This window comes from Patiriisocius marinistellae (genome assembly GCF_009014635.1).
Classification (GTDB): Bacteria; Bacteroidota; Bacteroidia; order Flavobacteriales; family Flavobacteriaceae; genus Patiriisocius; species Patiriisocius marinistellae.
This window is the reverse complement of sequence record NZ_BKCF01000001.1, coordinates 294,351-318,709: the sequence shown is the minus strand read 5'-3', so window position 1 is coordinate 318,709 and position 24,359 is coordinate 294,351. Positions and strand designations below refer to the sequence as shown.

The 24,359-nt window shown below is 33.2% G+C and carries 23 protein-coding genes; 19 read left to right on the top strand and 4 right to left on the bottom strand.

Features of this window, described 5'->3' with window-relative positions:
* The first annotated feature begins 59 nt into the window (after positions 1 to 59).
* The 11 genes from GB234_RS01380 (at position 60) to GB234_RS01330 (ending at position 14,952) form a co-directional block, all read left to right on the top strand.
* Complete coding sequence (locus tag GB234_RS01380; protein WP_151892718.1) at positions 60 to 596, top strand: CopD family protein; 537 nt, start codon at positions 60 to 62, stop codon at positions 594 to 596.
* A 156-nt stretch (positions 597 to 752) separates the two neighbouring features.
* Positions 753 to 2,168 (top strand): sensor histidine kinase, encoded by a 1,416-nt coding sequence (locus GB234_RS01375; protein WP_151892717.1) that lies wholly within the window; start codon positions 753 to 755, stop codon positions 2,166 to 2,168.
* A gap of 102 nt (positions 2,169 to 2,270) precedes the next feature.
* Positions 2,271 to 3,053: an enoyl-CoA hydratase/isomerase family protein gene (locus GB234_RS01370; RefSeq protein WP_151892716.1), complete on the top strand. Its 783-nt coding sequence runs from the start codon at positions 2,271 to 2,273 to the stop codon at positions 3,051 to 3,053.
* A 150-nt stretch (positions 3,054 to 3,203) separates the two neighbouring features.
* Complete coding sequence (locus GB234_RS01365; protein ID WP_151892715.1) at positions 3,204 to 4,277, top strand: PA0069 family radical SAM protein; 1,074 nt, start codon at positions 3,204 to 3,206, stop codon at positions 4,275 to 4,277.
* Positions 4,278 to 4,315: 38 nt separating this feature from the next.
* Positions 4,316 to 4,852 carry a PaaI family thioesterase gene (locus GB234_RS01360; protein ID WP_151892714.1) on the top strand — a complete coding sequence of 179 codons (537 nt, stop codon included), beginning with the start codon at positions 4,316 to 4,318 and terminating at the stop codon, positions 4,850 to 4,852.
* Positions 4,853 to 4,902: 50 nt separating this feature from the next.
* Positions 4,903 to 6,609: an AraC family transcriptional regulator gene (locus tag GB234_RS01355; RefSeq protein ID WP_151892713.1), complete on the top strand. Its 1,707-nt coding sequence runs from the start codon at positions 4,903 to 4,905 to the stop codon at positions 6,607 to 6,609.
* A gap of 245 nt (positions 6,610 to 6,854) precedes the next feature.
* The gene (locus tag GB234_RS01350) at positions 6,855 to 7,289 is read left to right on the top strand and encodes a hypothetical protein (protein WP_151892712.1); all 435 of its coding nucleotides are present in this window, start codon (positions 6,855 to 6,857) and stop codon (positions 7,287 to 7,289) included.
* Positions 7,290 to 7,296: 7 nt separating this feature from the next.
* Positions 7,297 to 7,506 carry a hypothetical protein gene (locus tag GB234_RS01345; RefSeq protein ID WP_151892711.1) on the top strand — a complete coding sequence of 70 codons (210 nt, stop codon included), beginning with the start codon at positions 7,297 to 7,299 and terminating at the stop codon, positions 7,504 to 7,506.
* 189 nt (positions 7,507 to 7,695) lie between these two features.
* Positions 7,696 to 8,562, top strand: coding sequence for a TraB/GumN family protein (locus tag GB234_RS01340; RefSeq protein ID WP_151892710.1), 867 nt, complete (start codon positions 7,696 to 7,698; stop codon positions 8,560 to 8,562).
* 208 nt (positions 8,563 to 8,770) lie between these two features.
* Entirely contained in the window at positions 8,771 to 11,839 is a 3,069-nt protein-coding gene (locus GB234_RS01335) for a carboxypeptidase-like regulatory domain-containing protein (RefSeq protein ID WP_151892709.1), read from the top strand.
* Between the two features lie 5 nt (positions 11,840 to 11,844).
* Positions 11,845 to 14,952: a carboxypeptidase-like regulatory domain-containing protein gene (locus GB234_RS01330; RefSeq protein ID WP_151892708.1), complete on the top strand. Its 3,108-nt coding sequence runs from the start codon at positions 11,845 to 11,847 to the stop codon at positions 14,950 to 14,952.
* 2 nt (positions 14,953 to 14,954) lie between these two features.
* Here GB234_RS01330 and GB234_RS01325 read toward each other — a convergent pair whose 3' ends face one another.
* From GB234_RS01325 to GB234_RS01315, 3 genes are all read right to left on the bottom strand, one after another.
* Positions 14,955 to 15,617 carry an HD domain-containing protein gene (locus tag GB234_RS01325; RefSeq protein ID WP_151892707.1) on the bottom strand — a complete coding sequence of 221 codons (663 nt, stop codon included), beginning with the start codon at positions 15,615 to 15,617 and terminating at the stop codon, positions 14,955 to 14,957.
* A 1-nt stretch (position 15,618) separates the two neighbouring features.
* A complete protein-coding gene (locus GB234_RS01320; RefSeq protein ID WP_151892706.1) occupies positions 15,619 to 16,368 on the bottom strand; it encodes a lysophospholipid acyltransferase family protein in 750 nt (249 codons plus the stop codon).
* Between the two features lie 232 nt (positions 16,369 to 16,600).
* On the bottom strand, positions 16,601 to 17,011 hold the full coding sequence (locus tag GB234_RS01315; protein WP_151892705.1) for a BrxA/BrxB family bacilliredoxin: 411 nt from the start codon (positions 17,009 to 17,011) through the stop codon (positions 16,601 to 16,603).
* Between the two features lie 218 nt (positions 17,012 to 17,229).
* Here GB234_RS01315 and GB234_RS01310 point away from each other — a divergent pair, with 218 nt between their 5' ends.
* The 8 genes from GB234_RS01310 to GB234_RS01275 all read left to right on the top strand — a co-directional run bounded on the left by GB234_RS01310 (position 17,230) and on the right by GB234_RS01275 (position 24,097).
* Positions 17,230 to 18,009 carry a TerB family tellurite resistance protein gene (locus tag GB234_RS01310; RefSeq protein ID WP_151892704.1) on the top strand — a complete coding sequence of 260 codons (780 nt, stop codon included), beginning with the start codon at positions 17,230 to 17,232 and terminating at the stop codon, positions 18,007 to 18,009.
* Positions 18,010 to 18,132: 123 nt separating this feature from the next.
* Positions 18,133 to 18,789, top strand: a complete 657-nt coding sequence (locus GB234_RS01305; RefSeq protein ID WP_151892703.1) for a metal-dependent transcriptional regulator — start codon at positions 18,133 to 18,135, stop codon at positions 18,787 to 18,789.
* Positions 18,790 to 18,866: 77 nt separating this feature from the next.
* Positions 18,867 to 19,646 (top strand): transporter, encoded by a 780-nt coding sequence (locus GB234_RS01300; protein WP_151892702.1) that lies wholly within the window; start codon positions 18,867 to 18,869, stop codon positions 19,644 to 19,646.
* A 22-nt stretch (positions 19,647 to 19,668) separates the two neighbouring features.
* Positions 19,669 to 20,586, top strand: a complete 918-nt coding sequence (locus GB234_RS01295; RefSeq protein ID WP_151892701.1) for a metal ABC transporter solute-binding protein, Zn/Mn family — start codon at positions 19,669 to 19,671, stop codon at positions 20,584 to 20,586.
* 1 nt (position 20,587) lies between these two features.
* Complete coding sequence (locus tag GB234_RS01290) at positions 20,588 to 21,325, top strand: metal ABC transporter ATP-binding protein (protein WP_151892700.1); 738 nt, start codon at positions 20,588 to 20,590, stop codon at positions 21,323 to 21,325.
* Between the two features lie 11 nt (positions 21,326 to 21,336).
* Positions 21,337 to 22,464, top strand: a complete 1,128-nt coding sequence (locus tag GB234_RS01285) for a metal ABC transporter permease (RefSeq protein ID WP_151892699.1) — start codon at positions 21,337 to 21,339, stop codon at positions 22,462 to 22,464.
* Entirely contained in the window at positions 22,457 to 23,617 is a 1,161-nt protein-coding gene (locus GB234_RS01280) for a metal ABC transporter permease (RefSeq protein ID WP_151892698.1), read from the top strand. The genes GB234_RS01285 and GB234_RS01280 overlap by 8 nt, the downstream gene beginning before the upstream one ends.
* Positions 23,618 to 23,692: 75 nt before the next feature.
* Positions 23,693 to 24,097, top strand: a complete 405-nt coding sequence (locus GB234_RS01275; RefSeq protein WP_151892697.1) for a hypothetical protein — start codon at positions 23,693 to 23,695, stop codon at positions 24,095 to 24,097.
* 97 nt (positions 24,098 to 24,194) lie between these two features.
* Here the strand turns inward: GB234_RS01275 and GB234_RS15030 are convergent, their stop codons facing one another.
* On the bottom strand, positions 24,195 to 24,353 hold the full coding sequence (locus tag GB234_RS15030) for a hypothetical protein (protein ID WP_172966825.1): 159 nt from the start codon (positions 24,351 to 24,353) through the stop codon (positions 24,195 to 24,197).
* Positions 24,354 to 24,359: the final 6 nt, after the last annotated feature.

The following is a 24,359-nucleotide window of genomic DNA, read 5'->3' as shown; positions in this document are numbered from 1 at the left end:
GTTTTAAAACTTGAGGGGTTTTTATTTTGAGCTATCTTTGCATTTATAAAATTTGAGAATTGGAATATAACTATATAAAATCACTACATTTAATTTTTGTCATCACTTGGTTTGCTGGGTTGTTTTATATTGTAAGACTATTTGTATATCAAATTGAAGCTACTAAAAAAGAATCTCCCACTCGAGAAATACTTGGAGAGCAATATAAGATTATGACAAAAAGGCTGTGGTATATTATTACGTGGCCTTCGATGATTTTAGCTATTGGATTTGCGGTTTGGTTATTAGCGCTTCGCCCTTTTTGGCTTACAGATGCTTGGATGCAAGTAAAATTAGGTTTTGTAGTAGCGCTAATTGTATATCATATTAAATGTCATTTAATTTTAAAGGCGCATGAAAATGATGTGTATAAATACTCATCAAACTGGATGCGATTATTCAATGAGGGTGCTACATTGATTCTATTTTCGGTAGTATTTTTAGTTATTTTAAAAAATGCTTTTAATTGGATTTATGGTACGGTTGGTATTATTGTTTTTGGTATTTTATTAATGCTTGGTGTTAAGGTGTATAAAAGAATAAGGGAGCGTAATTAATTTTAGAATAACTAAGTTGGTTCAATTCTTGTGATTTCAATACTAGCTAAGACTGCAAATTAAATTATTATCTTTCAACAATTAATATTTCCGAAGTAATCATAAAATAATTTGAAATTCTACACCTCCTCTTTACGAAACCGAATATTTTTATCCATGCTAGTGCTTGTGGTAATTGCCTCTATTTTGATTGCGGTTGTTACGGTATATCAATATAGGGAAGAGGCAGAGGATTACCATAGAGATAGGTTAGAACGCAAAGAACAAAATATTAAGCAAAATATTGATTATGTTCTTGAGGAAACTACTTACGCCAGAGAAACAGAATATATCCCGCTTATCTTTAAGGAGAAAATTTACGAGATAAAACAAATTCATAATTTAGAGTTGTATTTGTATGATTTAGAAGGCTCTTTACTCATCAAATCAAAAGCCTCTTTTGTAAAGGACTCAATAGGAAAATGTTTGCCTGCTTACGTTTTAAATGCACTCGATGTATCATCAAACAAGCATTTTGTTGAGGAATTTCATAAGGATGGACAGCAGTACCAAACGTCGTATTCTTATATAACAGACAAGTATTTTAAACCCTTAGCAATTCTTAATTTACCTTATATTGAGGATGATGGTTTTATAAAAAAAGAACTTAAAGAAAGTCTCACACGTTTAGCAATTACTTATCTTTTAATGATAGGTATTGCCATAGCACTTGCCTATTTCCTTTCAAATTATATTACACGTTCTCTCAACGAAGTGAGTGAAAAAATTACCGAAACTCGCCTTGATAAACGCAACAAAAAAATTACAGTATCAAACACCCCCGAAGAAATTTCTACACTTGTCAACGCTTATAATGGGATGATTGACGAGCTAGAGAGTAGCGCCGCTCAACTAGCCACAAGCGAGCGTGAAGCTGCTTGGCGGGAGATGGCAAAACAAGTAGCGCACGAGATTAAAAATCCGTTGACGCCTATGCGATTAACAGTACAAAGCTTTCAGCGGAAATTTGACCCAAATGATCCCAATATAAACGAAAAACTAAGTGAATATACAGATACAATTATTCAGCAAATTGACACGATGAGTAACATTGCATCTGCTTTTTCAAATTATGCCCAAATGCCAGCCCAAAAAGAAGAAACTCTTGATGTTGTTAAGATTACAAAGCTTGCTCTGGATATTTTTAATGAGGATTATATTTATTTTAATGCTGCTAAAGATGAAATCACAGCGCGTTTTGATCGTTCACAACTTATTAGGGTTGTTAACAATCTTGTAAAGAATAGTACACAAGCAATTGACTCAATTAATCCAAAAAATCCTAGAGTTGATGTTAATGTTTTTGAAGAAAACAAAGATGTAGTTTTGACGGTTACTGATAATGGTGTGGGCGTAAGCGAAGAGAATAAAAAACTTATTTTTGAGCCTAAATTTACTACAAAGTCTAGCGGAATGGGATTGGGTCTAGCTATGGTAAAAAATATTGTAGAATCATTTAAAGGGACCATTAGTTTTACTTCTGAAATAGGACAGAAAACCACATTTACGGTTCGTTTTCCTAAGCAATCCTAGCGTTTTTAGTAATTTTGCAGTTCATTTAAATAGAGATTTAATTTTTGAATCTTTAAAATTTCCGAAGCCTTTCGAGAAATTCAAATATTAAAAAGAAAAACTATGAGCTATAATAATGTACTTTCAGCAACAAACGAAGGAGTTACGACGATAACGATTAATAGACCTTCAAAATTAAACGCTTTAAATTCTGAAACTATTCAAGAGCTACATACTGCATTTAAAAAGGCAGATGAGGATAAAGTAACAAAAGTTATTATCGTAACAGGGAGTGGCGAGAAAGCATTTGTTGCAGGAGCAGATATTAGTGAATTTGCAGATTTTTCAGTTTCAGAAGGTGGAAAACTTGCTGCTGAAGGTCAAGCAAAATTATTTGATTTTGTAGCAAATTTAGACACCCCAGTGATTGCAGCTGTAAATGGTTTTGCACTAGGTGGTGGTCTCGAATTAGCCATGGCAGCACACTTTAGAGTGGCTAGCGATAATGCAAAAATGGGATTGCCAGAAGTATCATTAGGAGTAATTCCTGGTTACGGAGGTACACAACGGCTGCCGCAATTAGTGGGAAAAGGTCGTGCCATGGAGTTAATAATGACAGCAGGAATGATAGATGCAAATCAAGCATTGCAATATGGATTAGTAAATCACGTGGTGGCGCAGGAAAATTTATTAGAATTTACTGGAGGGATTGCAGCAAAGATTATGCGTAATTCTCCTATGGCAATCGCGGCTGCTATTAGAGCTATTAATGCAGGGTTTGAGGATGGCGAAAATGGATTTGATGCTGAGGTAATGGAATTTGGAAATTGTTTTGGAACAGCTGATTTTCAAGAAGGAACTCAAGCATTTTTAAATAAAAGAAAACCAGTTTTTACTGGGAAGTAATATTATTCAATACATTATAAAAGTCAAATGTTTTTAGGAAATTTCTAAGAATTTTTGACTTTTCTTATTTAAGACATATGGAATAATTCCAAATATAAAGGGAATAAATCCTAATAAGGATTATATTTGTAATAATCGAACGTATTATAAATGAAAAATCCTTCTCATATAAAAGGTCGCGGAGCCCAACAAAAAGTTCATAATAGGTTTTTTGAGCTGAGCCACGAGCAACGGGATGATTTTCTCAATTATTGCGAAATAGAAGGTGAAGAGGCAAATACAAATCAAACAAAATACATTGAAGTTCACCCTAAAACATTTGTAAATAAAGTAGAAAGCCCAGATGTGGGTATGGGGTTTTCGGCAAATCCCTATCAAGGCTGTGAGCACGGTTGTGTGTATTGTTACGCTCGCAATAGCCATGAATATTGGGGTTATGGAGCAGGTTTAGATTTTGAAAGTACAATTTTATATAAGTTAAATGCACCGCAACTACTCGAAAAGAAAATAACTTCAAAAAACTGGGAAGGGCATCCCATTGTCTTTTCAGGGAATACAGATTGCTATCAACCACTAGAACGAAAACTAGAAATTACAAGAAAATGCCTCGAAGTGATGCTAAAATGGAAACATCCCACTGGCATTATTACAAAAAATAGTTTAGTGCTTAGAGATTTGGATATTTTGAAAGAGCTGGCAAAATACAATTGTATTCAAGTAAATATTTCAATCACATCACTTCTTGAAGAAACACGCAGATTATTGGAACCAAGAACTGCGAGCATCAAACAACGGTTAAAGACCGTGCAAATACTTTCAGAAAATAATATTCCAGTGCGAGTAATGATGGCGCCTATTATTCCGTCGCTTAATAGTCATGAAATTTTACCTCTCGTAAAAACAGTTGCAGCACTTGGTGCGCAGGACGTCGCATATACCGTTGTACGACTTAATGGACAGATTGCTCAGATTTTTGAAGATTGGGCACGAAAAACAATCCCAGATAAGGCGGAGAGGCTTCTCAATCAAATTGCAGAGTGCCACGGAGGCAAATTAAATGACAGTCAATACGGAAGGCGCATGCGTGGAGTAGGCACGATTGCTGAGCAAATTAAAAACACAATGGCGCTCGCAAAGCGGAAATATATTACGGGCAACATATTACAGCCGTTAGACAATTCGTATTACCTCCAACTTAAAAATCCACAGATGCGTTTGTTTTAAATTATATTTGCCAAAGCAGAAATTTTTAGAAACATTACATGTCATTATATCAAAAACTAGAAGCTGTTGGTTTAAAATTCTTTAAGCCACACACACTGTTTAAATACGGTTTTAACTTTTCTCCCATGTACAGGAGGAGCACTGCAAGAATTACTCATGTTTCAAAAGATATTATGAAAGTAACTGTTAAGCTTCCTGTAAGCTGGAAGAACAGGAATTATATGAATTCTATTTATGGTGGTAGTTTATTTTCGGCAGTGGACCCAATACCTATGATTCAATTGGTTAATATTTTAGGCAAAGAATATGTAGTTTGGGATAAAAGCGCTGTAATACATTTTAAGCGTCCAGCAAAAGAAAATGTTTATGCCGACTTTATTTTTAATGAAGCAGAAATTTCAGAAATAAGGAAAAGAATTGCTTTTGAAAAAGAGTTTGATATTACAAAGAGCACCTCATTAACTAATAAAGAAAAATCCATTGTTTATTGCACAGTAGATAAAACAATCTACATTGCAGAAAAACAATTTTACAAAGCAAAAAGAGCCAAGAAACAATCTAAAAAAGCGAGTTAATGCTATATTTGGGTTTCGTTTTATTTCTTCAATACTTATAGTGCTAACTCATGAAATACCTACTTAAATTATTCTTTTTTTTCTGTTTGTTTCAAGTGACTGCGCAAAATGATACGCTCGCCAAAAAATCTTTCAAAGAAATTATAGGTATAATTCAAACCAATGTAAAGGACACAACTGTAGCGCTTAATGTTACCCGCTACTACTCAAACAGAGCAAATAAAGAGGCTAATTTAAAACACCAATGGGGAGCTTTACAATCTAAAGTTATTATTTATAACATTGCAGAAGATTTTCCCAAAGCAGCAGTTGCTGCAAGAAAATTGATTGCATTTTCAGAAAGAAATATGCTAGAGCAATACTATATGGATACATATATGCTCGCAGGGATTGTTGTAATGAGAGAAGGAGCTGTTAAGGAGGCACTTGTTTATTTTGAAAAAACAAAAGCAATAGCTTATGAGAAAGGGAATGAAGATGTTAAAAAACAGGCGCAATTTTTTATTAATAATATAAAATCTATAGGTTCAGATAAAAGTGATGTTATTGCTTATTATCAAAACGAGCTCAAGCAATTAAATGAAATTGAAGTCAATACAGAGAATGATAGTGTGGTTAGACAAAGGTTTTTAATGGCAAAGTTAGGTTTGTCTGATGCTTTTTTAAAAAACAAAGTAGCAGATTCTGCAAACTTTTATATTAATGACATTTTAAAAAATTACTTAGAGAAACAAAAAGACTCTTGCATGGTAAAACCATTGTATATGATGCTTGGAGAGACAGAAATATTATTAAATAATTTTGATGCTGCAGCAAAAAGTCTAGATTATTCAAAAAACTATTGTAAACCTCACACACGTTTTGATAGTTTGTTGTTAGGTAAGGCTTACGGTGCGTTGTATTACAAGCAAAAAAAATACGAGAAGGCTATTACATCGTTTGAGCAAGCTTTAGAAGCTTATGAAATTTCGGATAAAGAAGAGGCGTATATGGATGATTTATACAAATCTCTCGCTATAGCTTATAAAGAAACAAACAACTTAGATAAAGCAAGTTTTTACTTTGAAAAGTATGGAAATACAATGAGTGAATTTGCAAAAGTGCAAGACACAATTGATACAGAATTTAGAAAACAAGAACTTGCTGCATTTGAAGCCGAAATAGAACAACTAAGAATAGAAAAAGAAGATAGTAAGAGCAACCTTAATTATTTATTACTTGGAGGTTCTATTGTTATTTTAGCACTATTATTTTTACTGCTGAAATTTTATAAAACTAAAAAAGCAAACGAGGTAAAATTTGAAGCTTTATTAGCTAAAATAAATGCGGCCGAAGCGCCAAAGGATATTATTGACACAAAAGATGAAGTGCTAGAAGAAAAAAATACGTTAGATATTCCAGTGGAAACACAACAACTTATTCTTGACGGATTAGCAAAACTGGAGGAAAAAGAATATTTTTTGAGTCAGGAATGTAATTCTCACAACATGGCTAAAAAAATAGGCACAAATACATCCTATTTATCAAAGGTTATTAATGCACATTTTGGCAAAAACTTCAATACCTACATAAATGATTTACGAATTAATTATGCAATCGTTCGTTTAAAGAATGATGTTTTTTTTAGAGCGTATTCTATTCAATCTATTGCCGAAGAGATAGGTTATAAAAGTGCCGACTCGTTCACAAAATACTTCAAAAAAGATACAGGATTAAATCCTTCTTTCTACATTAAGAATATTAAAAACGTAGCCTAAAAAAGGCTCTTTTTCACACCTTGCACCCTAAATTTACGAATTTAGGGTTGGTAGTTTTTTGTTATTTTAAAATTTCATTATTAACGATACATCTCTTTATTTGCAACGCTTAAAGAGTTTTTGTGGCCTCCCCAATTTTGCTAAAATGGGGAGGCTTCTGTTTTTTAAAGGTTTTTTATGCCAGATGTTTGTTCCATCAAATAATCACAACTCCCGAAATAAACGGGATATTAAAAAACCATATTATGAAGGACACAAATACAAACTCAAAAAAAACATCAACTACTAAAAAAGTATTAACAATTGCAGGAATTGCACTAGCTTTTTTTATAGGAATTCCATTTGGATATGGAATGTATCATGGTATAAAAGCACACACAGGAAATACAGGTGCTATTGAAAAGATCTTAACCAAAAATTGTAATTGTGATGTTGACTTTGAATTTTCATCTTATGGCATTCACGTAAGTAAAAAAGATGGTATCAATGGGCAAACAGCTCAATATAACTTAATGAATTATAATAAAGAAGTTTCGGTTGTTGATGAAGCTTCAAGACTTAACAACATTCTCAAAAACGAAGTAGAGAGTTATAATGAGATTGATGTGTTGACATTACACTTCATTTCAGAAACAAAAACAGAAACTGTGAAATTTAAAAATGGGTCTATTTTATATTAAAAAAACGATGGATAAAAACATACCACAATCAACCTACATAGGAGTAGTTGCAATAGCTGTCACATTTTTAGGTAGCGAAATAGGGCTTGATTATCTAATGGAATCTGGAGCTACCCTAGAAGCGAAAGTATGGTTTACTTTCCTTGTAACTGGACTATACTTTATTATAGCAAATCAAATTTATAACACAAAAAACAGGAAAAATGAAAACAACTAATAACACATCAACTAGAATTCAATTAATAAAATTTGGAGTAGGCATCGTTTGCGGTGTGATTATCTACTTATCAATTAAACTAATCTTTTAAACTAACACTTATGATAACACTCGTAAAATTTATTATTGACGTTACAATTACATTCATTTATTAATTAAATTATTTAAGAACAATTAAACCTTTATATCATGAAAAATTTAAAAAATATATTAGCATTAGTGGCATTTATATTTGCTATTTCAACAACAACAGCTCAAGAAAACGAGCATAGTCTATTATGGAAAGTAGAAGGAAATGGGATTAAAACAAGTTATGTTTTTGGAACATTCCATATGTTACCTAAAGAAGATTTTGCTTTAAAGGACAAAGTCAAAAATGCATTTACTGAAAGTGAAAACATTTTTCTAGAATTAGATATGGATGACCCTTCATTACAACAAGAAATGATGCAATTATCAATCTTGCCAGATGGTGGAAACCTTAAAAACTTTATGGATGAAAGCGAATATTCATTGATTGATACCTACTTACTAAGTAACATGGGTGTAGGTCTTGATAATCTAGCCACTTTTAAGCCTTTGATGGTTTCAACAATGGTTATGATGGGTTATATGGGCAAAGATGTTGCAAGCTATGAAGCAACATTAATAAGTCTAGCTAAAGAGCAACAAAAGGAAATTAACGGATTAGAAACGGTAGCTTCTCAAATTGCAGTTTTTGATATACAACCGTATGATGAACAAATGGATGAGGTTGTAAAATTGCTTAAGGAAGAAGATGCTATGAAAGATATGTTTAATAAAATGATTGAACTTTATAAGGCTGAAAATATTGAAGGTCTTTACGATTATATGGATGAATTTTATGGTGATGACCCAGAACAATTACATAGAATGCTAGATAATAGAAATCAAAACTGGATTCCATTAATTGTTGAAAATTCTAAAAAGGCAAGCACATTTTATGGTGTAGGCGCAGGACATTTAGGTGGAGAGCAGGGTGTAATTTCATTACTTAAAAAAGAAGGATTTACAGTGACACCAGTTATTGAGTAAAGTCAAACAAATTGTTTATAGGGCGTTAACACATATTTTGTTAGCGCCTTTTTTTGTTTTAAACTATTGTATATAAGATTGTTAAAAACAAATTAGGCTCTCTTTATTTATAAATTATGGGACATTCTATATACAAATACACGGTCTAATTCATTATATTTAATAGCACCAATTAGTAATTGACTTCATTATATAAAACTCTTTTAGCATGAAAAAATTTATACTAGTACTAATTACCTTTTTTATAACGATACAACTATACGGTCAATCAAACACATTTATAAAAGCGTCTATAATTGATGCAGAAACACAACAATCCATTCCTTATGTTAATGTAGGTTTTTTTGATAAAGCTATAGGTACAACAACTAATGAACAAGGGCAGTTTAGTTTAGCTTTTGATAATAGCATTGTAAAACAAGTACCACTACAAATATCTGCCATAGGTTATGAATCAAAGGAAATTACATTTGAGGAAATAGAGAAACTAATAAACTTTTCGGTTAAAATAACATTAATACCAGAACAATATAATCTTAACGAGGTAACCATCACAAGTCAAAAGAGATCATTAGAAAGATTGGGTAGCAAAGCTTATTCGGCAAAAGGAATAGGGTATTGGCATGAAATTGAAGGCTTGGGCGGTGAGCTAGCAACAAAAATTGACATTAAACATGATAACACCTTGCTCCATGATCTTACATTTAATATAGTTGAAAATCTCTCAGACAGTTTATTAATTCGTGTAAACGTCTATGATTATCATAGAGGGTTTCCTGGAAAAAATTTATTATCTCAAAATATCTTTCATACTGTTTCAAACAAAAAAGGGATAGAGACAATACCGCTTAAAAAGTATAAAATTAAAGCAGACAATGATATTATTGTAAGTCTAGAACTTGTGGAGGTATATGGCGATGTTATCTATTTTGCGGTTTCTTCAAGTTCGTATAATGGAACTTCTTACACAAAAAAAATAAGTCAAGATCGCTGGCTACGTCAAAAAGAAACAAAATTAGCATTCAGTTTGATAGCTTCTTACACACAGCAAAATCCACAACAAATAACTACTATAAGAGAATTACCTAAAAAAGCGGAAATTTTTTGGGACACCTCCTTTTCTATGCGCAATAGGGATTTTGATGAAGAGTCAAAATTATTAAGAAAATACCTTCGGAAATGTAACAACATCGATATAAAAGTTTCAAAATTCAACACCAGTATTTACGAAACCAAAGAATTTAAAATAAGAAACGGAAACAGTAACGAAGTCTTAAATTATCTAGAAGAGAGTACCTATTTTGGTGCATCATCATTTTCAGCTGTATTAAAACAAAACAATTTTAATGCTTCGTTAGGTTTATTATTTAGTGATGGTATTTCTCAGCTTTCTAATATAGAGTCTAAAGGGTTTTTAGAAATATTTACTGTAAATAGTAAAAAAATAGCAGCCCATGAAATATTGCAGAGCGTAGCGAACTATAATAATGGAACTTATTTAGACCTCACAAAATATGACGTAAAAACTGCTTTAGAATTTTTACTAGAGAATACAGAAAATATTGAGGATTATCAGAATTCAACAAATGACACAAGAGCCAATGTATATGGCATAGTATACAATGAAGAAGGTCCAGTACAAGGAGCCTATATAGTTTTAAACGACAGTTTTGAAATTGTTGAAACAGACAAAAAAGGGGCATACTCAATTAATGCAGAAGCTGGGGATAAATTAACTATTGATGCTATTGGAATGAAAACCAAAGACACGGTCGTTTCTGCACTAAAAAAACTAAACATCTCATTAGCCTTAAACGCAGAGAAACTCGCTGAGGTAGAGCTAAAGGCAAAGACAAATGCAAAAGATAGGGCTGAGGAGTTAGTAGACACACCTTTTGGAAAAAGAATGAGAGGGAGTGTCGGGTATTCATTAGCAAATAGAATTACCAGCGAAGAAATTCTAGGTACCGATATTGATTTGATGAAGATATTAATGAAGATGCCAGGTGTTAGTGTAATTAATCTTAAAAATGTTCCGCCACAAGAGCCTATTTATGGTTTTACTAGAACTATGAATGGTGGAATTAATGGTGGATTGCCCGCTTTAATTATTGACGGCCTGGCATACGATCAACAACGCGGTCAACTTGCACCAAGAATAAGTGCAGAAAAAATTGAAAGCGTTACACTCTTAAAATCAATAGCTGCTACGACAAGATATGGGTCTTTAGGAGCTTTTGGGTTAATTGTAGTTAAACTAAAAAACTCATTTAATATAGAAGATACCGCTAGTGATAATTTTGCTAATAAAACTCCAGATATTACTGTAAAAGGTAATGTTTATAAAGAGCAACTGCCCATGCTAGAGCAAGTAAATCAAAACATAGCGAAGCCAACTTACATAACTACTTTAAAAGATGCAGGTTCTTTTACTGATGCAAAAAGTAAGTACGCGCTATTATTAAATACTCAGGATTCAAAAACAATTTCATTTTATGTAAATACTGGTGACTACTTTAAAAAGTGGGATAAAAAATATGCCTCTACAATATATTCAACCATTTTAGAGCTGGCTCCTAAAAATTTAAAAGCCCTAAAAACAGCAGCATACAAACTAGAAGAAATAGGCAATCACGAAAAGGCTTTAGAGGTTTATCAATATATTGTAGATTCTTTTCCTTCAAAAGTACAATCTTACCTAGATGTTGCTAGAGCCTATACCAATACAAAAAACTATAAAGAGGCGGGCTCATTGTACACACAAATGTACTTTAATACTATACCTAATGTAGATTTTACTAATACTGCTCCCACAGTAATAAACGAGCTACGTTATCTCGTAGCTAATCATAAATCTCAAATTGACTATAAAGAACTTCCACCAGAGATGCTTGAACTAACCTTTAAAAAAGACTACAGGATTGTCTTTGAATGGAACGACCCACTCGCCGAATTTAAAATACAATTTGTAAACCCAGAAAATAAATACTTCACCTTCTCCCATACGGAGTTTGAAGATACGGAGCTCATTACATCAGAGATTGAAAATGGCTTACACAGTAAAGAATTTATTATAGATGATGAGGTATCTGGTGATTGGCTCATAAACACACATTCATTTGAAAGAGAAGATATTAAAAATCCAGTATATTTAAAAATGACTACTTATGAAGATTTTGGACTAGCGTCACAACAAACAAAAATTCAAGTTGTCAATTTGGGTGAAATTTCAGAAAAAATCACACTCAAAAAATTGATAACCCACCTTAAAAAATAACAGTTATGGAATATCTATGCAGGCAAAAAATAGTATTCGCTCTATGTTTGATTACTGTTACATTAATAAATGCACAAACTGTTTTTAGAGGAACAGTAATTGATCAAGGGACAAATGAGCCTATTAAAAATGCACGGGTGGGAGTAACCAATCAAGGTGTAGGTGTGATCACTAATGAAAAAGGAAATTTTACCTATCGTAAATATCATGAAGTTATCGACAACTCAAGCACGTTAAAGGTAAGCGCGTTTGGTTATAAAATGTTACGTAATGATGTTTCGGCAATACGTCAAATGATAAATAACCGTGGTATTATTTACCTTCAATCAAAAAAAGAGGAGCAAATAATTAAAGAAGTATCAAAAAAGGTTGCTGTCTTTTGGGATGCTTCAAAAAGGCCCAAAAATAGAGATGTTGAGAGCGAAAAAGCTTTTTTGATGGACTATATTTCAAACAATAGCTTTTCTGAAATTTCACTAACCATTTTCAATGAAACTATTATTTTTAAAGAGACCTACAATAGTTCAAAAAATGCATCCTTAGCAATTCCATCGATAATAGACGCAATTGAGTATAAGGGTTTTTCTGACTTCGGAAATATTAAATATCAAGAAATAGATGAGGTTTTATTAATTGCACAACAAAAACCAATCGTTGGAAAACCACAAATAAACCAAGAGATACCGTTCAGTGTTCTTAATTTGAATGCAAAAGAAGCTGCATTGCCCTTTTTTAAAGAGATTACAATATTCACTAACGGTATTTATCATAATGCTGCACAGAGTAATAATCAAACAATAATTTCCGAAGATAAAACAATAGAGATTATTACAGGTGTTGTTGCTTCTAGCAACAAAGAAGTTAACTATGCAATGGTGGTGAAGGAAGGTAGTATAGAGGAATATTATACAGATCAAAATGGTTTTTTTAGTATTCCAGCAGTTTCTGGGGATGAGTTAACAATTTATAGTCTGGGACATTATCCTAAAAAAATTGTAATAACAGATGATAGTTTCTATGACATTACTCTAGCAACTAAAGCAGAAATACTAGATGAAGTAGAACTAAAAGGCACTATGAGCAAAGCTCCAGAGTATGCTTATGATGAAAAATCTCAGACAGATAAAGTAGAAAATGGTAGAATGGTTCCTATCCGCACCTTATATAAAAAAGATTGGAAAAAAGGAGTGGGTCAAATTTCTGAGATTATTAATGGATGGCACGGAGTAAAATCTGGCGTAGGAGTTGATGGTCGCACGTATACATCAGTAAAAGGTATGTGTGCTAAGTTTTTAGTGGATGGAATTGAGGTGCCAGCAGAGGCGATAAATGTATCTGCTATGGCTATAATTACAATTTACGCGCCCTATGGAAGTGTTTTAAAATGTCCAGCCAGAATTGTAATTACTACTAAATTTCACCCAGATATTATAGATCAAAAGTTAAGAAGTTATGGAATAGATCCACTAAAAAATAATAATTACACAGAAGAAGTAGAAAATTTAAATACTAAAGCAGGAACCTATTTTCAAGAGAATATAAAAACTGGAACTATAGTCTCAAAAGGGATACCGCTTCAAAATGTGCGTATTTTCAAACAAGGCTCGCTTAAGGAATACGTTTCTAAAGGAGATGGAACTTTTTCATTACCAGCAATCAAAGGCGATATTTTATTTGTTAAACATTTAGGGATGTACCCTAAAACGATTATTGTAACAGAGGCAGAAAATTATTCAATTTCTCTTACCAATAAAGCCGAAATGCTAGATACGGTTGCTTTAGAAGGTCAAATAAAAGAGAAAAGTCAAAATCAACAAATTGAAACAGCTTATGGAAAAAAAGATAGAAACGTTATAGGATATCAAGTAGAAAGTGGTTTATCAAGATTTATTGCTCCCACTGATACAGATTTTTTTACGGTGGCTCAAAAGTTGCCTAATGTGGTTGTAGATTTAGACACAAGAACAGTTTTTCATCAAAGAAGTGCAGGAGCTATAAAGCAATCACCCATGCTTGTAGTAGTTGATAATGTGCCAACAACACAAGAGATTTTACGTATTATTGACCCTCAAACTATAACTAGTGTTACTGCACTAGCAAACCTTGCTGCGACTAATATATATGGTAGTAAAGCCTTTGGAGGTGTTTTACTTATTACAACAAAAAACAACTCTAGTAGTAATTTTAATACTGCAAAAAAGGATTATACAATCAAGAACAATGATTATAAAGAGGAAGTCCCCATTTTAAACTTTGATGCAATAACAAATAATTTTGTAGACTCACTAACACTCCAAAAAAGCATAAAAATAAAATTTGAAACTTACAAAAAACTTAGAAGCAATAATATTGACAAAGTTGATTTCTATGTTGACATGGCCCTCTATTTTAACAATATCGACGCAGGAGTTGCCTCTGTTGTAAGATCAGATTTTGCTCAGATAATAGGAGATAATATTAAAGCATTACGCATACTAGCATACCTTAATGAATATGCGGGTGAATACCTAAACGCTCAAAAAATATACGAACGAATTTTAGAACTAGACCCCTCATTGCCACAGTCATATAGAGATGTCGCGGCTATTTATCAAGAAACTGGTGAATTTGAAAAGTCACTAGAATTATATATAAATATGTTGGGGGATCAAATAAAGGGAGTGGACTTTTCTAGTTTAGAAGTACCTATAAGTAATGAACTTAAGCGTTTAATTAGTATTCATAAGCATAAAATTGACTTTAGTAGACTTCCTAATGATTGGTTAACCATCAATTTTAATATTGATGTGCGTTTAACATTAAGCTGGAGTGACCCTAAAGCTCCTTTTGAATTTCAATTTGTAGACCCAAAGAAAAAATTTTACACATGGCAATCGTCACAAGAAAATCAAGGCGCTAATGTGTCTAAGGAATTTATTGTAGATGATGCAGATGCTGGAAAATGGCTGGTCAATATTAGATATACAGGTCAAGAAGGTGAAACACATATTCCCCCATATTTAAAGTATACTATTTATAAAGATTTTGGAACGCCTAAAGAGGAAAAGCTGGTTAAATTAGTGAGATTGGACGCGCAGTTAGATAAAGTAACATTAGATAGTTTTGTGTATTAATTTTAGCGCTCACCATTCCATTCTCCGTAAAATTGTTCAAGGAATAGCTCCATAAAAGTATGTCTTTCTTGTGCAATTTTTTTGCCCGTTTCAGTATTCATTTTATCTTTTAGTAACAATAATTTTTCGTAAAAATGATTGATAGTTGGTGCTGTAGATTTTTTATACGCTTTAGGAGTCATGTTTTGTTGCGGAGCAATTTCAGGGTCATAAATTTTACGGTTTTTAAAGCCACCGTAATTAAACGTTCTCGCAATACCTATTGCCCCTATTGCATCAAGTCTATCTGCATCCTGCACTACATTTAATTCCATAGAGCTAAATGTTTTCACGGCATTGCCCCCCTTATAAGATATATTTTCAATAATCTTAACAACATGCGTAATAACATCTTCTGAAATTTGCTGCGCCATTAAAAATGTTCTTGCCATTTTAGGCCCCACAGTATCATCGCCATCATAAAATTTTGAATCTGCAATATCATGTAACAATGCTCCTAATGAAACTACAAATAAATCTACATTTTCACCCTTTGCAATGAGGAGCGCATTTTTGTAAACTCGTTCAATATGAAACCAGTCATGTCCACCTTCGGCATCTCTTAAGGTTTCTTTTACAAAACGAATAGTTTGATTTATAACAGATTGTTCTTTTGTCTGGTCCATTTTATTTTTCAGTTACGTGAGTAGTAACAATTTGTTCAATTTCAGAAATTAAATCTTCTTTGTTAGCATACGCCGAAATTTTAACAACCGGATGCACATAATGCTTTAAATGAACCCCTAATGGCATAGGAAACATCCCATAACGTTGTAATTTCCATGAATTGTTGACACTTACAGGCAACACATAACCATCTGGCATTTGTTCAAATAACGTAAGCAATCCTCGAGACTTAAAAGGCTTAGGATTCCAGTCTCTGCTTCGAGTTCCTTCTGGGAAAATTACCACACTTCTATTTGTGGCTTGCGCGTATTTACCTATTTCTATTATTTTTTCAGTAGCTTCTACAGGTTTTTTTCGGTCAATTAATACTGATGCGCCATACTTTAAATTAAAACTAATGGAAGGAATTCCTTTTCCTAACTCTTTTTTAGATATAAAAGCTGGGTGAATTTTACGCAAATACCAAATAATAGGAGGGATATCCCACATGCTTTGATGGTTTGAAGCAATTATAATAGGAACGTTTTTAGGGATTTCTCCTTCGACAGTAAAACTAAAACGAGTGCCCAAAACATTTAAACAACGTAGAAGAAACCAATTTAAAATATCAACCGAGTCTTTGTGGGCTTTATACCCAAATACATTAAGACAAACCCATTGAATAGGATGGAATATTACAATACATAACCCAAATGAAAGATAAAATAAAACCGAAAATGGATAGCTCAAAAGCTGTAATAAATTTTTCATAAATACTTCGGAAATGTGACTTCCATTAAATTTCCGCGCTGCGAGAAAACCCTATGGAATGTGGTTAAAAGTACAGTAAAATGCGAAAGGTTAAAAGAAAACGAAAAATCTCGTTCAATTTTAACCTTTAATAATGTCTGGTTGAACACAATCGAAACCTACATGGAAAATCGAAAGTTTAAATTTCAACAGTGCATTAACTTTTAATAAATTGCTATATTAAACTAGACACTTAACAGTGCTCATTAAAAGCACCTTTAAGGTTTTCAGCAATCATATCTGCTGGTCTTCCTTCAATGTGGTGACGCTCTAACATGTGCACTAACTCTCCATTTTTAAATAAAGCCATTGATGGTGAACTTGGAGGAAAAGGTACCATTTGTGCACGTGCTGCATCAACCGCTTCACGATCAACACCTGCAAATACAGTTACTAAATGGTCTGGCGTTTTTGCATTTTGCAATGACATTCTAGCTCCTGGGCGTGCATTTGCTGCTGCACATCCACATACACTATTTACAACAACGAGGGTAGTTCCTTCTTTGCTCATTGCTTCGGTAACGTCTTGTTCTGTATATAATTCTTGAAACCCAATCGCTGTTAAATCTTCGCGCATTGGCTTTACCATTTCTGCTGGATACATAATTTTTGTATTAAATATTAGTATACAAAGGTACAAAAATGAACATTCTAATTGTCCTTTTCAAATTCCAAAAATAGATGGAGCGATAAAGCAAATTGATATATCAAATTTAAAATGATTAATATTTCCGAAGTCAAACTTTACAATAGGCTTGTAACAAATACTCTCACTTCATTACTTATCTTTGTGTCTTGCAATTGATGCACAAAATTTTATTTATGTTTAGTATTTTAGGAGCTATTATAGGCTATTCCATTTATAGATTTCCAGGAGCCGTGGCAGGTTTTGTACTTGGGAGTTTTATTGATAGGTTAAATTTTAAAAAGGGACCCAATCAAGGTACAGCTGGAGGACAAAGACAAAGCCGAGGTCCTTTTAGTGATATTTTTCAACAGGCAACAAGAGGCTCACGGGTTACTCCAGCAGATTTTGAACTTAATCTAATTTCTCTATCTTCATTTGTTATCAAGGCAGATGGCACTGTAAGTCAAAGTGAGCTTGATTATGTGCGACAATACTTTGTGCAAGCATATGGGAAAGAGCGTGCAAACGCTACATTTAAAACTTTTAATGAAGTTATTAAAAGTAGAGAAATGGATCCGCAACGTATTTGTATGATGTTGCGAGCAAGAACGAGATATGAATCTAGGTTGCAAATGCTCCATTTTCTTTTTAGTGTTGCAAACGCAGACGGAACAGTTTCCACGGCTGAGGTAAATATGATTCAGCGTATTGCTGGTTATTTGAGTATACAAATGGCAGATTTTGAAAGCATAAAAGCTATGTTTTTTAAAAACCCAGATAGTGCTTATAAAATACTTGAAGTTGACCGTAATGCTACTGACGCTGAAGTTAAAAAAGCCTACCGAGAAATGGTTAAAAAGTATCATCCAGATAAATTAGTACATATGGATGAGGCCTATCAAAAAGGGGCTGAGGAAAAGTTTAGAAAAGTACAAGAAGCTTATGAGCAATTGCAAAAAGAGCGAGGGTTCTAGTCCTTAGTAATATAAATAAAAAATTAAGAGCAGATTGCTCTTAATTTTTTATTTAATTTTTATTTTTAGTCTAAGCTAAAAATAAAATGTGTACATATCGAAAAATAAAATTACCTTTGCCGTATGTATTCATTAGCCGAAGAAAATTATATAAAATCAATTTACCATTTACAACAGGAAGCTGGTAAAGAGGTAAGTACAAATGCTATTGCAGAAAGTATGGAAACAAAGCCATCTTCTGTAACTGATATGGTGCAAAAGCTTGCTGAAAAAAAAATACTTTCATATAGAAAATATAAAGGCGTACAACTTACCGAAGAAGGCAGGATAATAGCGGCAAACGTTATAAGAAAACACAGGTTGTGGGAAGTCTTTTTGGTAGATAAGTTAAAATTTCATTGGGACGAAGTGCATGAAATTGCAGAGCAATTAGAACATGTTCATAGTGAAGAGCTAATAAATAGGCTTGATAAGTTTTTAGGCAATCCAGCTTTTGATCCACATGGAGACCCCATTCCAGACGCCAAGGGTAATTTTAAAAACACAGAAAAGAAACTACTTTCAGAATTAAAGAAAAAACAAAGTGGCGTTTGTGTAGGAGTGAAAGAAACAAGTACGGAGTATTTGCAATATTTGGACAAGAAAAAAATTACTATTGGCACTAAAATTAGTGTTCTTGGCAAAGAATTTTTTGATGGCTCAATGATTATTCAAGTAGGACGAGATCAATTTTTTATATCACAAAAGATTGCAGAAAATCTATATATACAAACAGCTTAATAACTGTCTTACATCATTCAATTATATATTAAACACAAATAATTAATTTAATAATCACCCTTACGAGGGCATAATAAATGAAAATAAAACTCTCTTTAATAATGTTATTTTTGGTGTCTTTTCACGCTTTCTCTCAAGACGAAAAGGCAGAGTTAATAACAGATAGACCAGATGCTACTGAGGCTCCAAACACCGTCCCTAAAGGAGCTTTGCAGATTGAAACTGGAGCTTTTTACACATCATTTGAAGAAAACAGCATAAAAGAAGAAACGTTTGTGTACAACACAACATTACTTAGGTATGGTCTTTTAGAAAATCTAGAATTAAGATTGGGCTGGAATTTTGAAGAGGCAAGAACTACGGTCAACGGTAATGTAGCCCCAAATGTGTTAAGCGGCCTCTCCCCGTTGCTTGCTGGAGTTAAAGTTAATATTACTGAAGAAAAAGGTTTAATGCCTACAATAGGTCTAATTGGGCATTTGTTTTTACCCTTCTCTGCAGCGAACGATTACAAACCAGAAAACACAGCGATAGATTTTAGGTTTGCCTTTGATCACACGCTTTCAAAAAAATCTAGTATTGCCTATAATCTAGGTGCACAGTGGGAAGCAGATACATTGGGGGCAGCATATATTTATACAGTAGCTTATGGATATAGCATTACAGATTCATACGGTTTTTATCTTGAGCTTTATGGAGATTTGCCAGAAAACAGCAGTGCAAATCACTTTTGGGATACAGGAGTTACATATTTAATATTACCCAACTTACAGCTGGATGCAACCATAGGAACTAGTATTACAAAAGGTCAAGATTTGTTAGTGAGTGCTGGACTAAGCTATAGGATTTTCAAATAATTAATATTTCAAAAAGAAAAACATGATAAAAAAATTTGTTGCATTAGCCATAACGATAGCCATATTGGGTTGCAAAAATGAAAGAAAAGAAGATGGCAAAGCCGAAATATTAAACATTGTCACAACAACGTCGATGATAACAGACCTTGTTAAAAATATAGGGGGTGATATGGTCAATGTTCAAGGTTTAATGGGAGCAGGAGTTGATCCACATTTATACAAAGCAAGTGAGGGCGATGTATCAAAACTTTTTAATGCCGATGTTATTTTCTACAATGGTCTTCATCTTGAAGGAAAACTAGTGGAGGTTTTTGAAAAGATGGAATCAAAAAAAGAAACCATTGCTCTTGGTGAATATTTGCCAAAAGGAGAATTAATTGGCTCAGAGTATTTTGCCTCAAACTACGACCCACATGTTTGGTTTAATATTGAATTTTTTAAAACATACGCCAAAAAAGTAGCAGATGTGTTATCTAAAAAAGACCCAAAAAATGCAGTTACATATATTGAAAATGAAAAAGTATTTTTATTAAAATTAGATGTTTTACAGTCTGAAGTTAAAAATACAATAGCTACGCTTCCCAAAGAAAAAAGAATATTAGTTACAGCACATGATGCATTTAATTACTTTGGTAAATCTTATGGGTTTAATGTTGTAGGTTTACAGGGGCTTTCAACAGCAACAGAAGCTGGAGTACAAGATGTTCAAAAGCTATCTCAGTTTATCATTGATAATAAAGTAAAAGCAATTTTCATTGAAAGCTCTGTTCCAAGACGTACTATTGAAGCTTTACAAGCGGCAGTATTATCAAAAAATCACGAAGTGAAAATAGGAGGATCTTTATTTAGCGATGCACTAGGAGATGCTGGTACTATTGAGGGAACATATCTTGGAATGTTTCGTTACAACGTGAGCACTATTGTTAATGCACTAAATTAAGATGAAACAAAAGATAGCAATACAAGTTGATGATTTAACGGTAGCCTACAATTATAAACCCGTGTTGTGGGATATAGATCTAGTTGTACCCGAAGCCGTATTAATGGCGATAGTTGGCCCTAATGGGGCAGGAAAATCTACTTTGATAAAATCAATTTTAGGAATTATTGACCCTATTGCAGGGAGTGTTTCTATCTATGGGAAGCCTTATGATAAACAACGTAAATTAGTTGCTTATGTTCCCCAAAAAGGAAGTGTAGATTGGGATTTTCCAACGACAGCCATTGATGTTGTAATGATGGGTACCTACGGGAGCCTAGGCTGGATAAAGCGACCTGGCCAAAAAGAGAAAAAAGCATCATTAGAGGCTTTAGAAAAAGTAGGTATGCTTTCCTTTAAAAATAGGCAAATAAGTCAATTGAGTGGTGGGCAACAGCAACGTGTATTCCTAGCAAGAGCCTTAGTTCAAAATGCAGCAATTTATTTTATGGATGAACCTTTTCAAGGTGTAGATGCCACTACCGAAATTGCAATTATTAACATTTTAAAGGAACTTAGAAAAGCAGGAAAGACGGTAGTTGTAGTTCACCATGATTTACAAACTGTTCCTGAGTATTTTGATTGGGTGACATTTTTAAACGTAAAGAAAATTGCTACAGGACCTGTAAAAGAAATCTTTAACGATGATAACTTAACAAAAACCTACGGTATAAATTATAAAGTTGCAGTAAATAAATAACTATCGACTAAATGAGTATCAGCGAATATTTTCAACTACTAACTAACGATTACACATTACGAACAATTACGTTAGGTACAGCCGTTTTGGGAGCTATTTGTGGGATGCTTGGTAGTTTTGCTGTGTTGCGTAAACAAAGCCTCTTAGGAGATGCAATTTCGCATGCGGCATTACCTGGGATTGCAATTGCATTTTTAATTACAGGAGCGAAGGATACAAATATTTTATTATTAGGCGCATTGGTTAGTGGTTTAATAGGAACATTCTGGATTAAGGGAATGACGACAAAAACGCATTTAAAAAGTGACACGGCATTAGGATTAGTACTTTCTCTTTTCTTTGGATTTGGAATGTTATTACTTACGTTTATTCAAAAACAACCCAATGCAAATCAGGCAGGGTTAGATAAGTACCTTTTTGGTCAAGCGGCAACACTTGTTGAAAGTGATGTCAATTTAATGATAATCGTCACTTCAATTGCATTGTTTATTATGGTGCTATTTTGGAAAGAATTTAAACTTCTATTATTTGATGCAGATTATACAAAAACACTAGGCTTTAATACACGGTTTATTGATATTCTCATTACATTTTTTATAGTATTAGCGATTGTGCTTGGTTTACAAACAGTGGGGGTTGTATTGATGAGTGCTATGTTATTAGCTCCAGCAGCAGCAGCAAGACAATGGACCAATAAATTAAGTGTAATGGTGTTTTTAGCTGCTATATTTGGTGCATTTTCGGGAGTCTTTGGAACTGCTATTAGTGCTAGTCAAAACAATCTTTCTACTGGCCCAGTAATTGTTTTGGTTGCCAGTGTATTTGTTTTGGTTTCTTTTATATTTTCTCCCGGACGTGGATTGCTTTTTAGGGAGTTACGTTTCAGAAGAAATCGTAATGATTTACAATTGAAAAAAACACTTCAACTCATGTTTGGAATTGCTCAAACACATGAGAATATTTCACACCCACACGCAATTAAAATTTTAAATAATTTTCAGGGATTTACAAAAAAATCGCTTCGTGAAATGGAGGAAAAAGAATGGATAACACTTAATAAGCAAGAGTGGGCGATGACAGAAAAAGGATTTAATGAGGCTGAAAATTTGTTTAATAAACAATTAGAAGTTAATGAATAGCCCGCAAATTGAAATACAATTAATTGCTGCAGTAGTTGCTGTTGCATGTGCCATTCCAGGAGTGTTTTTAGTACTTCGGAAAATGGCCTTAATTAGTGACGCTATTAGCCATTCCATACTCCCTGGGCTTGTTCTTGGGTTCTTTATTACCGAAGATTTAAACTCCCCATTATTAATTATTCTTGCTGCATTTACAGGGATTATTACGGTCGTGCTCGTGGAACGAATACAGAAAACAGGGCTGGTTAAAGAAGATACTGCCATTGGGTTAGTTTTTCCAGCATTGTTTAGCATTGGAGTTATTTTAATCGCTAAAAATGCAAACGATGTCCACCTAGACGTTGACGCAGTTTTATTAGGAGAATTAGCTTTTGCACCATTTGATAGACTAATCCTAGGGGGAGTTGATATTGGGCCAAAATCGCTCATAATTATGGGGGTCATTTTATTAAGTACACTTCTCTTATTATTCTTGTTTTTCAAAGAATTGAAGGTTAGTACATTTGATGTTGGTTTGTCCTCAGCACTCGGTTTTTCTCCAGCGATTATGCATTATGGATTGATGTCAATTTCATCAGTAACGGTCGTAGGAGCTTTTGATGCAGTGGGAGCGATTCTCGTAGTTGCATTAATGATTGCACCAGCAGCGACGGCATATTTATTGACATCAAACTTGAAAAAAATGCTAACTCTTTCGGTTTGCTTTGGAATATTTGCTGCGATTGCTGGATATTGGTTGGCCCACTGGTTAGACGCTTCGATTGCTGGTTCAATTTCAACAATGCTTGGATTTGTATTTTTAACAATTTATTTATTTGCACCCAAAAAAGGGTTAATATCTGTACTTTATAGACAGAAACAACAGCGCATAGAAGTATCATTATTAACATTTTTACTTCATTTAAACAACCATCAAGAGTTAAAGGAACGTCATATCAATCACTTGAGAGAGCATATAAATTGGCAACACGTAAAAGCAAAAACAGTGGTAGATTTAGCTCTAAAGAACAACATGATTACAATTGATCAACAAATTATTTCGTTGACTAAAAAAGGTTCAGATTTTACAAATACCGCATTAGAATATATTATCACAAACAAGGATGAAAAAATTGAACACTTAAAAGAGGATTTCTTTTTGTTTAGAGGTTAGTAAAATGTGGCATTGTTCTTTCAGTCTTAAGGTTGAAGTTTAATTAATAATTTACCTCCTTAGGGAGAAATAGATATGAAAAAAATAGCTTTATTATTTTTAGTTTTTACGGTACATTTCGGCTTTGCCCAAAACAGTAAGGTAAAAGTTCCCACAATTGTTTTTAAAGTACCCTTGGGCGAAACAATAGTAAAAGATGGTGTTTCAATAATGCTTTCTGAAGTTTTAGAGGACTCAAGATGCCCCAGTGATGTTGATTGTGTTTGGGCAGGAAAATCTAAAGTTGAGGTTGTCATTGACTACAATGGTAAAAAAACTACCGAAATTATACTCTTCCAGAAAGGAAGACAAAAGGTAATTGCGAATACTGAAAACACGGTTTTTAAAGCTGTAAGTTTATCCCCATATCCTACCAGCACCACTCAAGGAAAGTTGAAATATGAGTTACTTGTTATGGAGGAAATCAAAATAGAAGAATAAGGTGTTTTTAATAGTATATAGAAATACGCTGTTTTTTTATATTGATATCAGCGTCATTTTTGCTTAAAACTGTAATTATTTTTAGACGTAATTAAAATTAATGACAACCACAGTCACTCTTCCCACATTTTGTATTTCCGCCGTCTAGAGTTCCTACAGATGTTTTTTTCTTCTCTAAAAATGAAGCAAGAATAAATTTATTGAACAGATAACCTGCTGCAATAATAAATGTGATAATTACAAGTGTTGTTTGCATAATTTT

Coding starts and splice junctions, on each gene's coding strand:
- GB234_RS01375 (WP_151892717.1), top strand. CDS start 753: ATGCTAGTGCTTGTGGTAATTGCCTCTATTTTGATTGCGGTTGTTACG.
- GB234_RS01370 (WP_151892716.1), top strand. CDS start 2,271: ATGAGCTATAATAATGTACTTTCAGCAACAAACGAAGGAGTTACGACG.
- GB234_RS01365 (WP_151892715.1), top strand. CDS start 3,204: ATGAAAAATCCTTCTCATATAAAAGGTCGCGGAGCCCAACAAAAAGTT.
- GB234_RS01360 (WP_151892714.1), top strand. CDS start 4,316: ATGTCATTATATCAAAAACTAGAAGCTGTTGGTTTAAAATTCTTTAAG.
- GB234_RS01355 (WP_151892713.1), top strand. CDS start 4,903: ATGAAATACCTACTTAAATTATTCTTTTTTTTCTGTTTGTTTCAAGTG.
- GB234_RS01350 (WP_151892712.1), top strand. CDS start 6,855: ATGAAGGACACAAATACAAACTCAAAAAAAACATCAACTACTAAAAAA.
- GB234_RS01345 (WP_151892711.1), top strand. CDS start 7,297: ATGGATAAAAACATACCACAATCAACCTACATAGGAGTAGTTGCAATA.
- GB234_RS01340 (WP_151892710.1), top strand. CDS start 7,696: ATGAAAAATTTAAAAAATATATTAGCATTAGTGGCATTTATATTTGCT.
- GB234_RS01335 (WP_151892709.1), top strand. CDS start 8,771: ATGAAAAAATTTATACTAGTACTAATTACCTTTTTTATAACGATACAA.
- GB234_RS01330 (WP_151892708.1), top strand. CDS start 11,845: ATGGAATATCTATGCAGGCAAAAAATAGTATTCGCTCTATGTTTGATT.
- GB234_RS01325 (WP_151892707.1), bottom strand. CDS start 15,617: ATGGACCAGACAAAAGAACAATCTGTTATAAATCAAACTATTCGTTTT.
- GB234_RS01320 (WP_151892706.1), bottom strand. CDS start 16,368: ATGAAAAATTTATTACAGCTTTTGAGCTATCCATTTTCGGTTTTATTT.
- GB234_RS01315 (WP_151892705.1), bottom strand. CDS start 17,011: ATGTATCCAGCAGAAATGGTAAAGCCAATGCGCGAAGATTTAACAGCG.
- GB234_RS01310 (WP_151892704.1), top strand. CDS start 17,230: ATGTTTAGTATTTTAGGAGCTATTATAGGCTATTCCATTTATAGATTT.
- GB234_RS01305 (WP_151892703.1), top strand. CDS start 18,133: ATGTATTCATTAGCCGAAGAAAATTATATAAAATCAATTTACCATTTA.
- GB234_RS01300 (WP_151892702.1), top strand. CDS start 18,867: ATGAAAATAAAACTCTCTTTAATAATGTTATTTTTGGTGTCTTTTCAC.
- GB234_RS01295 (WP_151892701.1), top strand. CDS start 19,669: ATGATAAAAAAATTTGTTGCATTAGCCATAACGATAGCCATATTGGGT.
- GB234_RS01290 (WP_151892700.1), top strand. CDS start 20,588: ATGAAACAAAAGATAGCAATACAAGTTGATGATTTAACGGTAGCCTAC.
- GB234_RS01285 (WP_151892699.1), top strand. CDS start 21,337: ATGAGTATCAGCGAATATTTTCAACTACTAACTAACGATTACACATTA.
- GB234_RS01280 (WP_151892698.1), top strand. CDS start 22,457: ATGAATAGCCCGCAAATTGAAATACAATTAATTGCTGCAGTAGTTGCT.
- GB234_RS01275 (WP_151892697.1), top strand. CDS start 23,693: ATGAAAAAAATAGCTTTATTATTTTTAGTTTTTACGGTACATTTCGGC.
- GB234_RS15030 (WP_172966825.1), bottom strand. CDS start 24,353: ATGCAAACAACACTTGTAATTATCACATTTATTATTGCAGCAGGTTAT.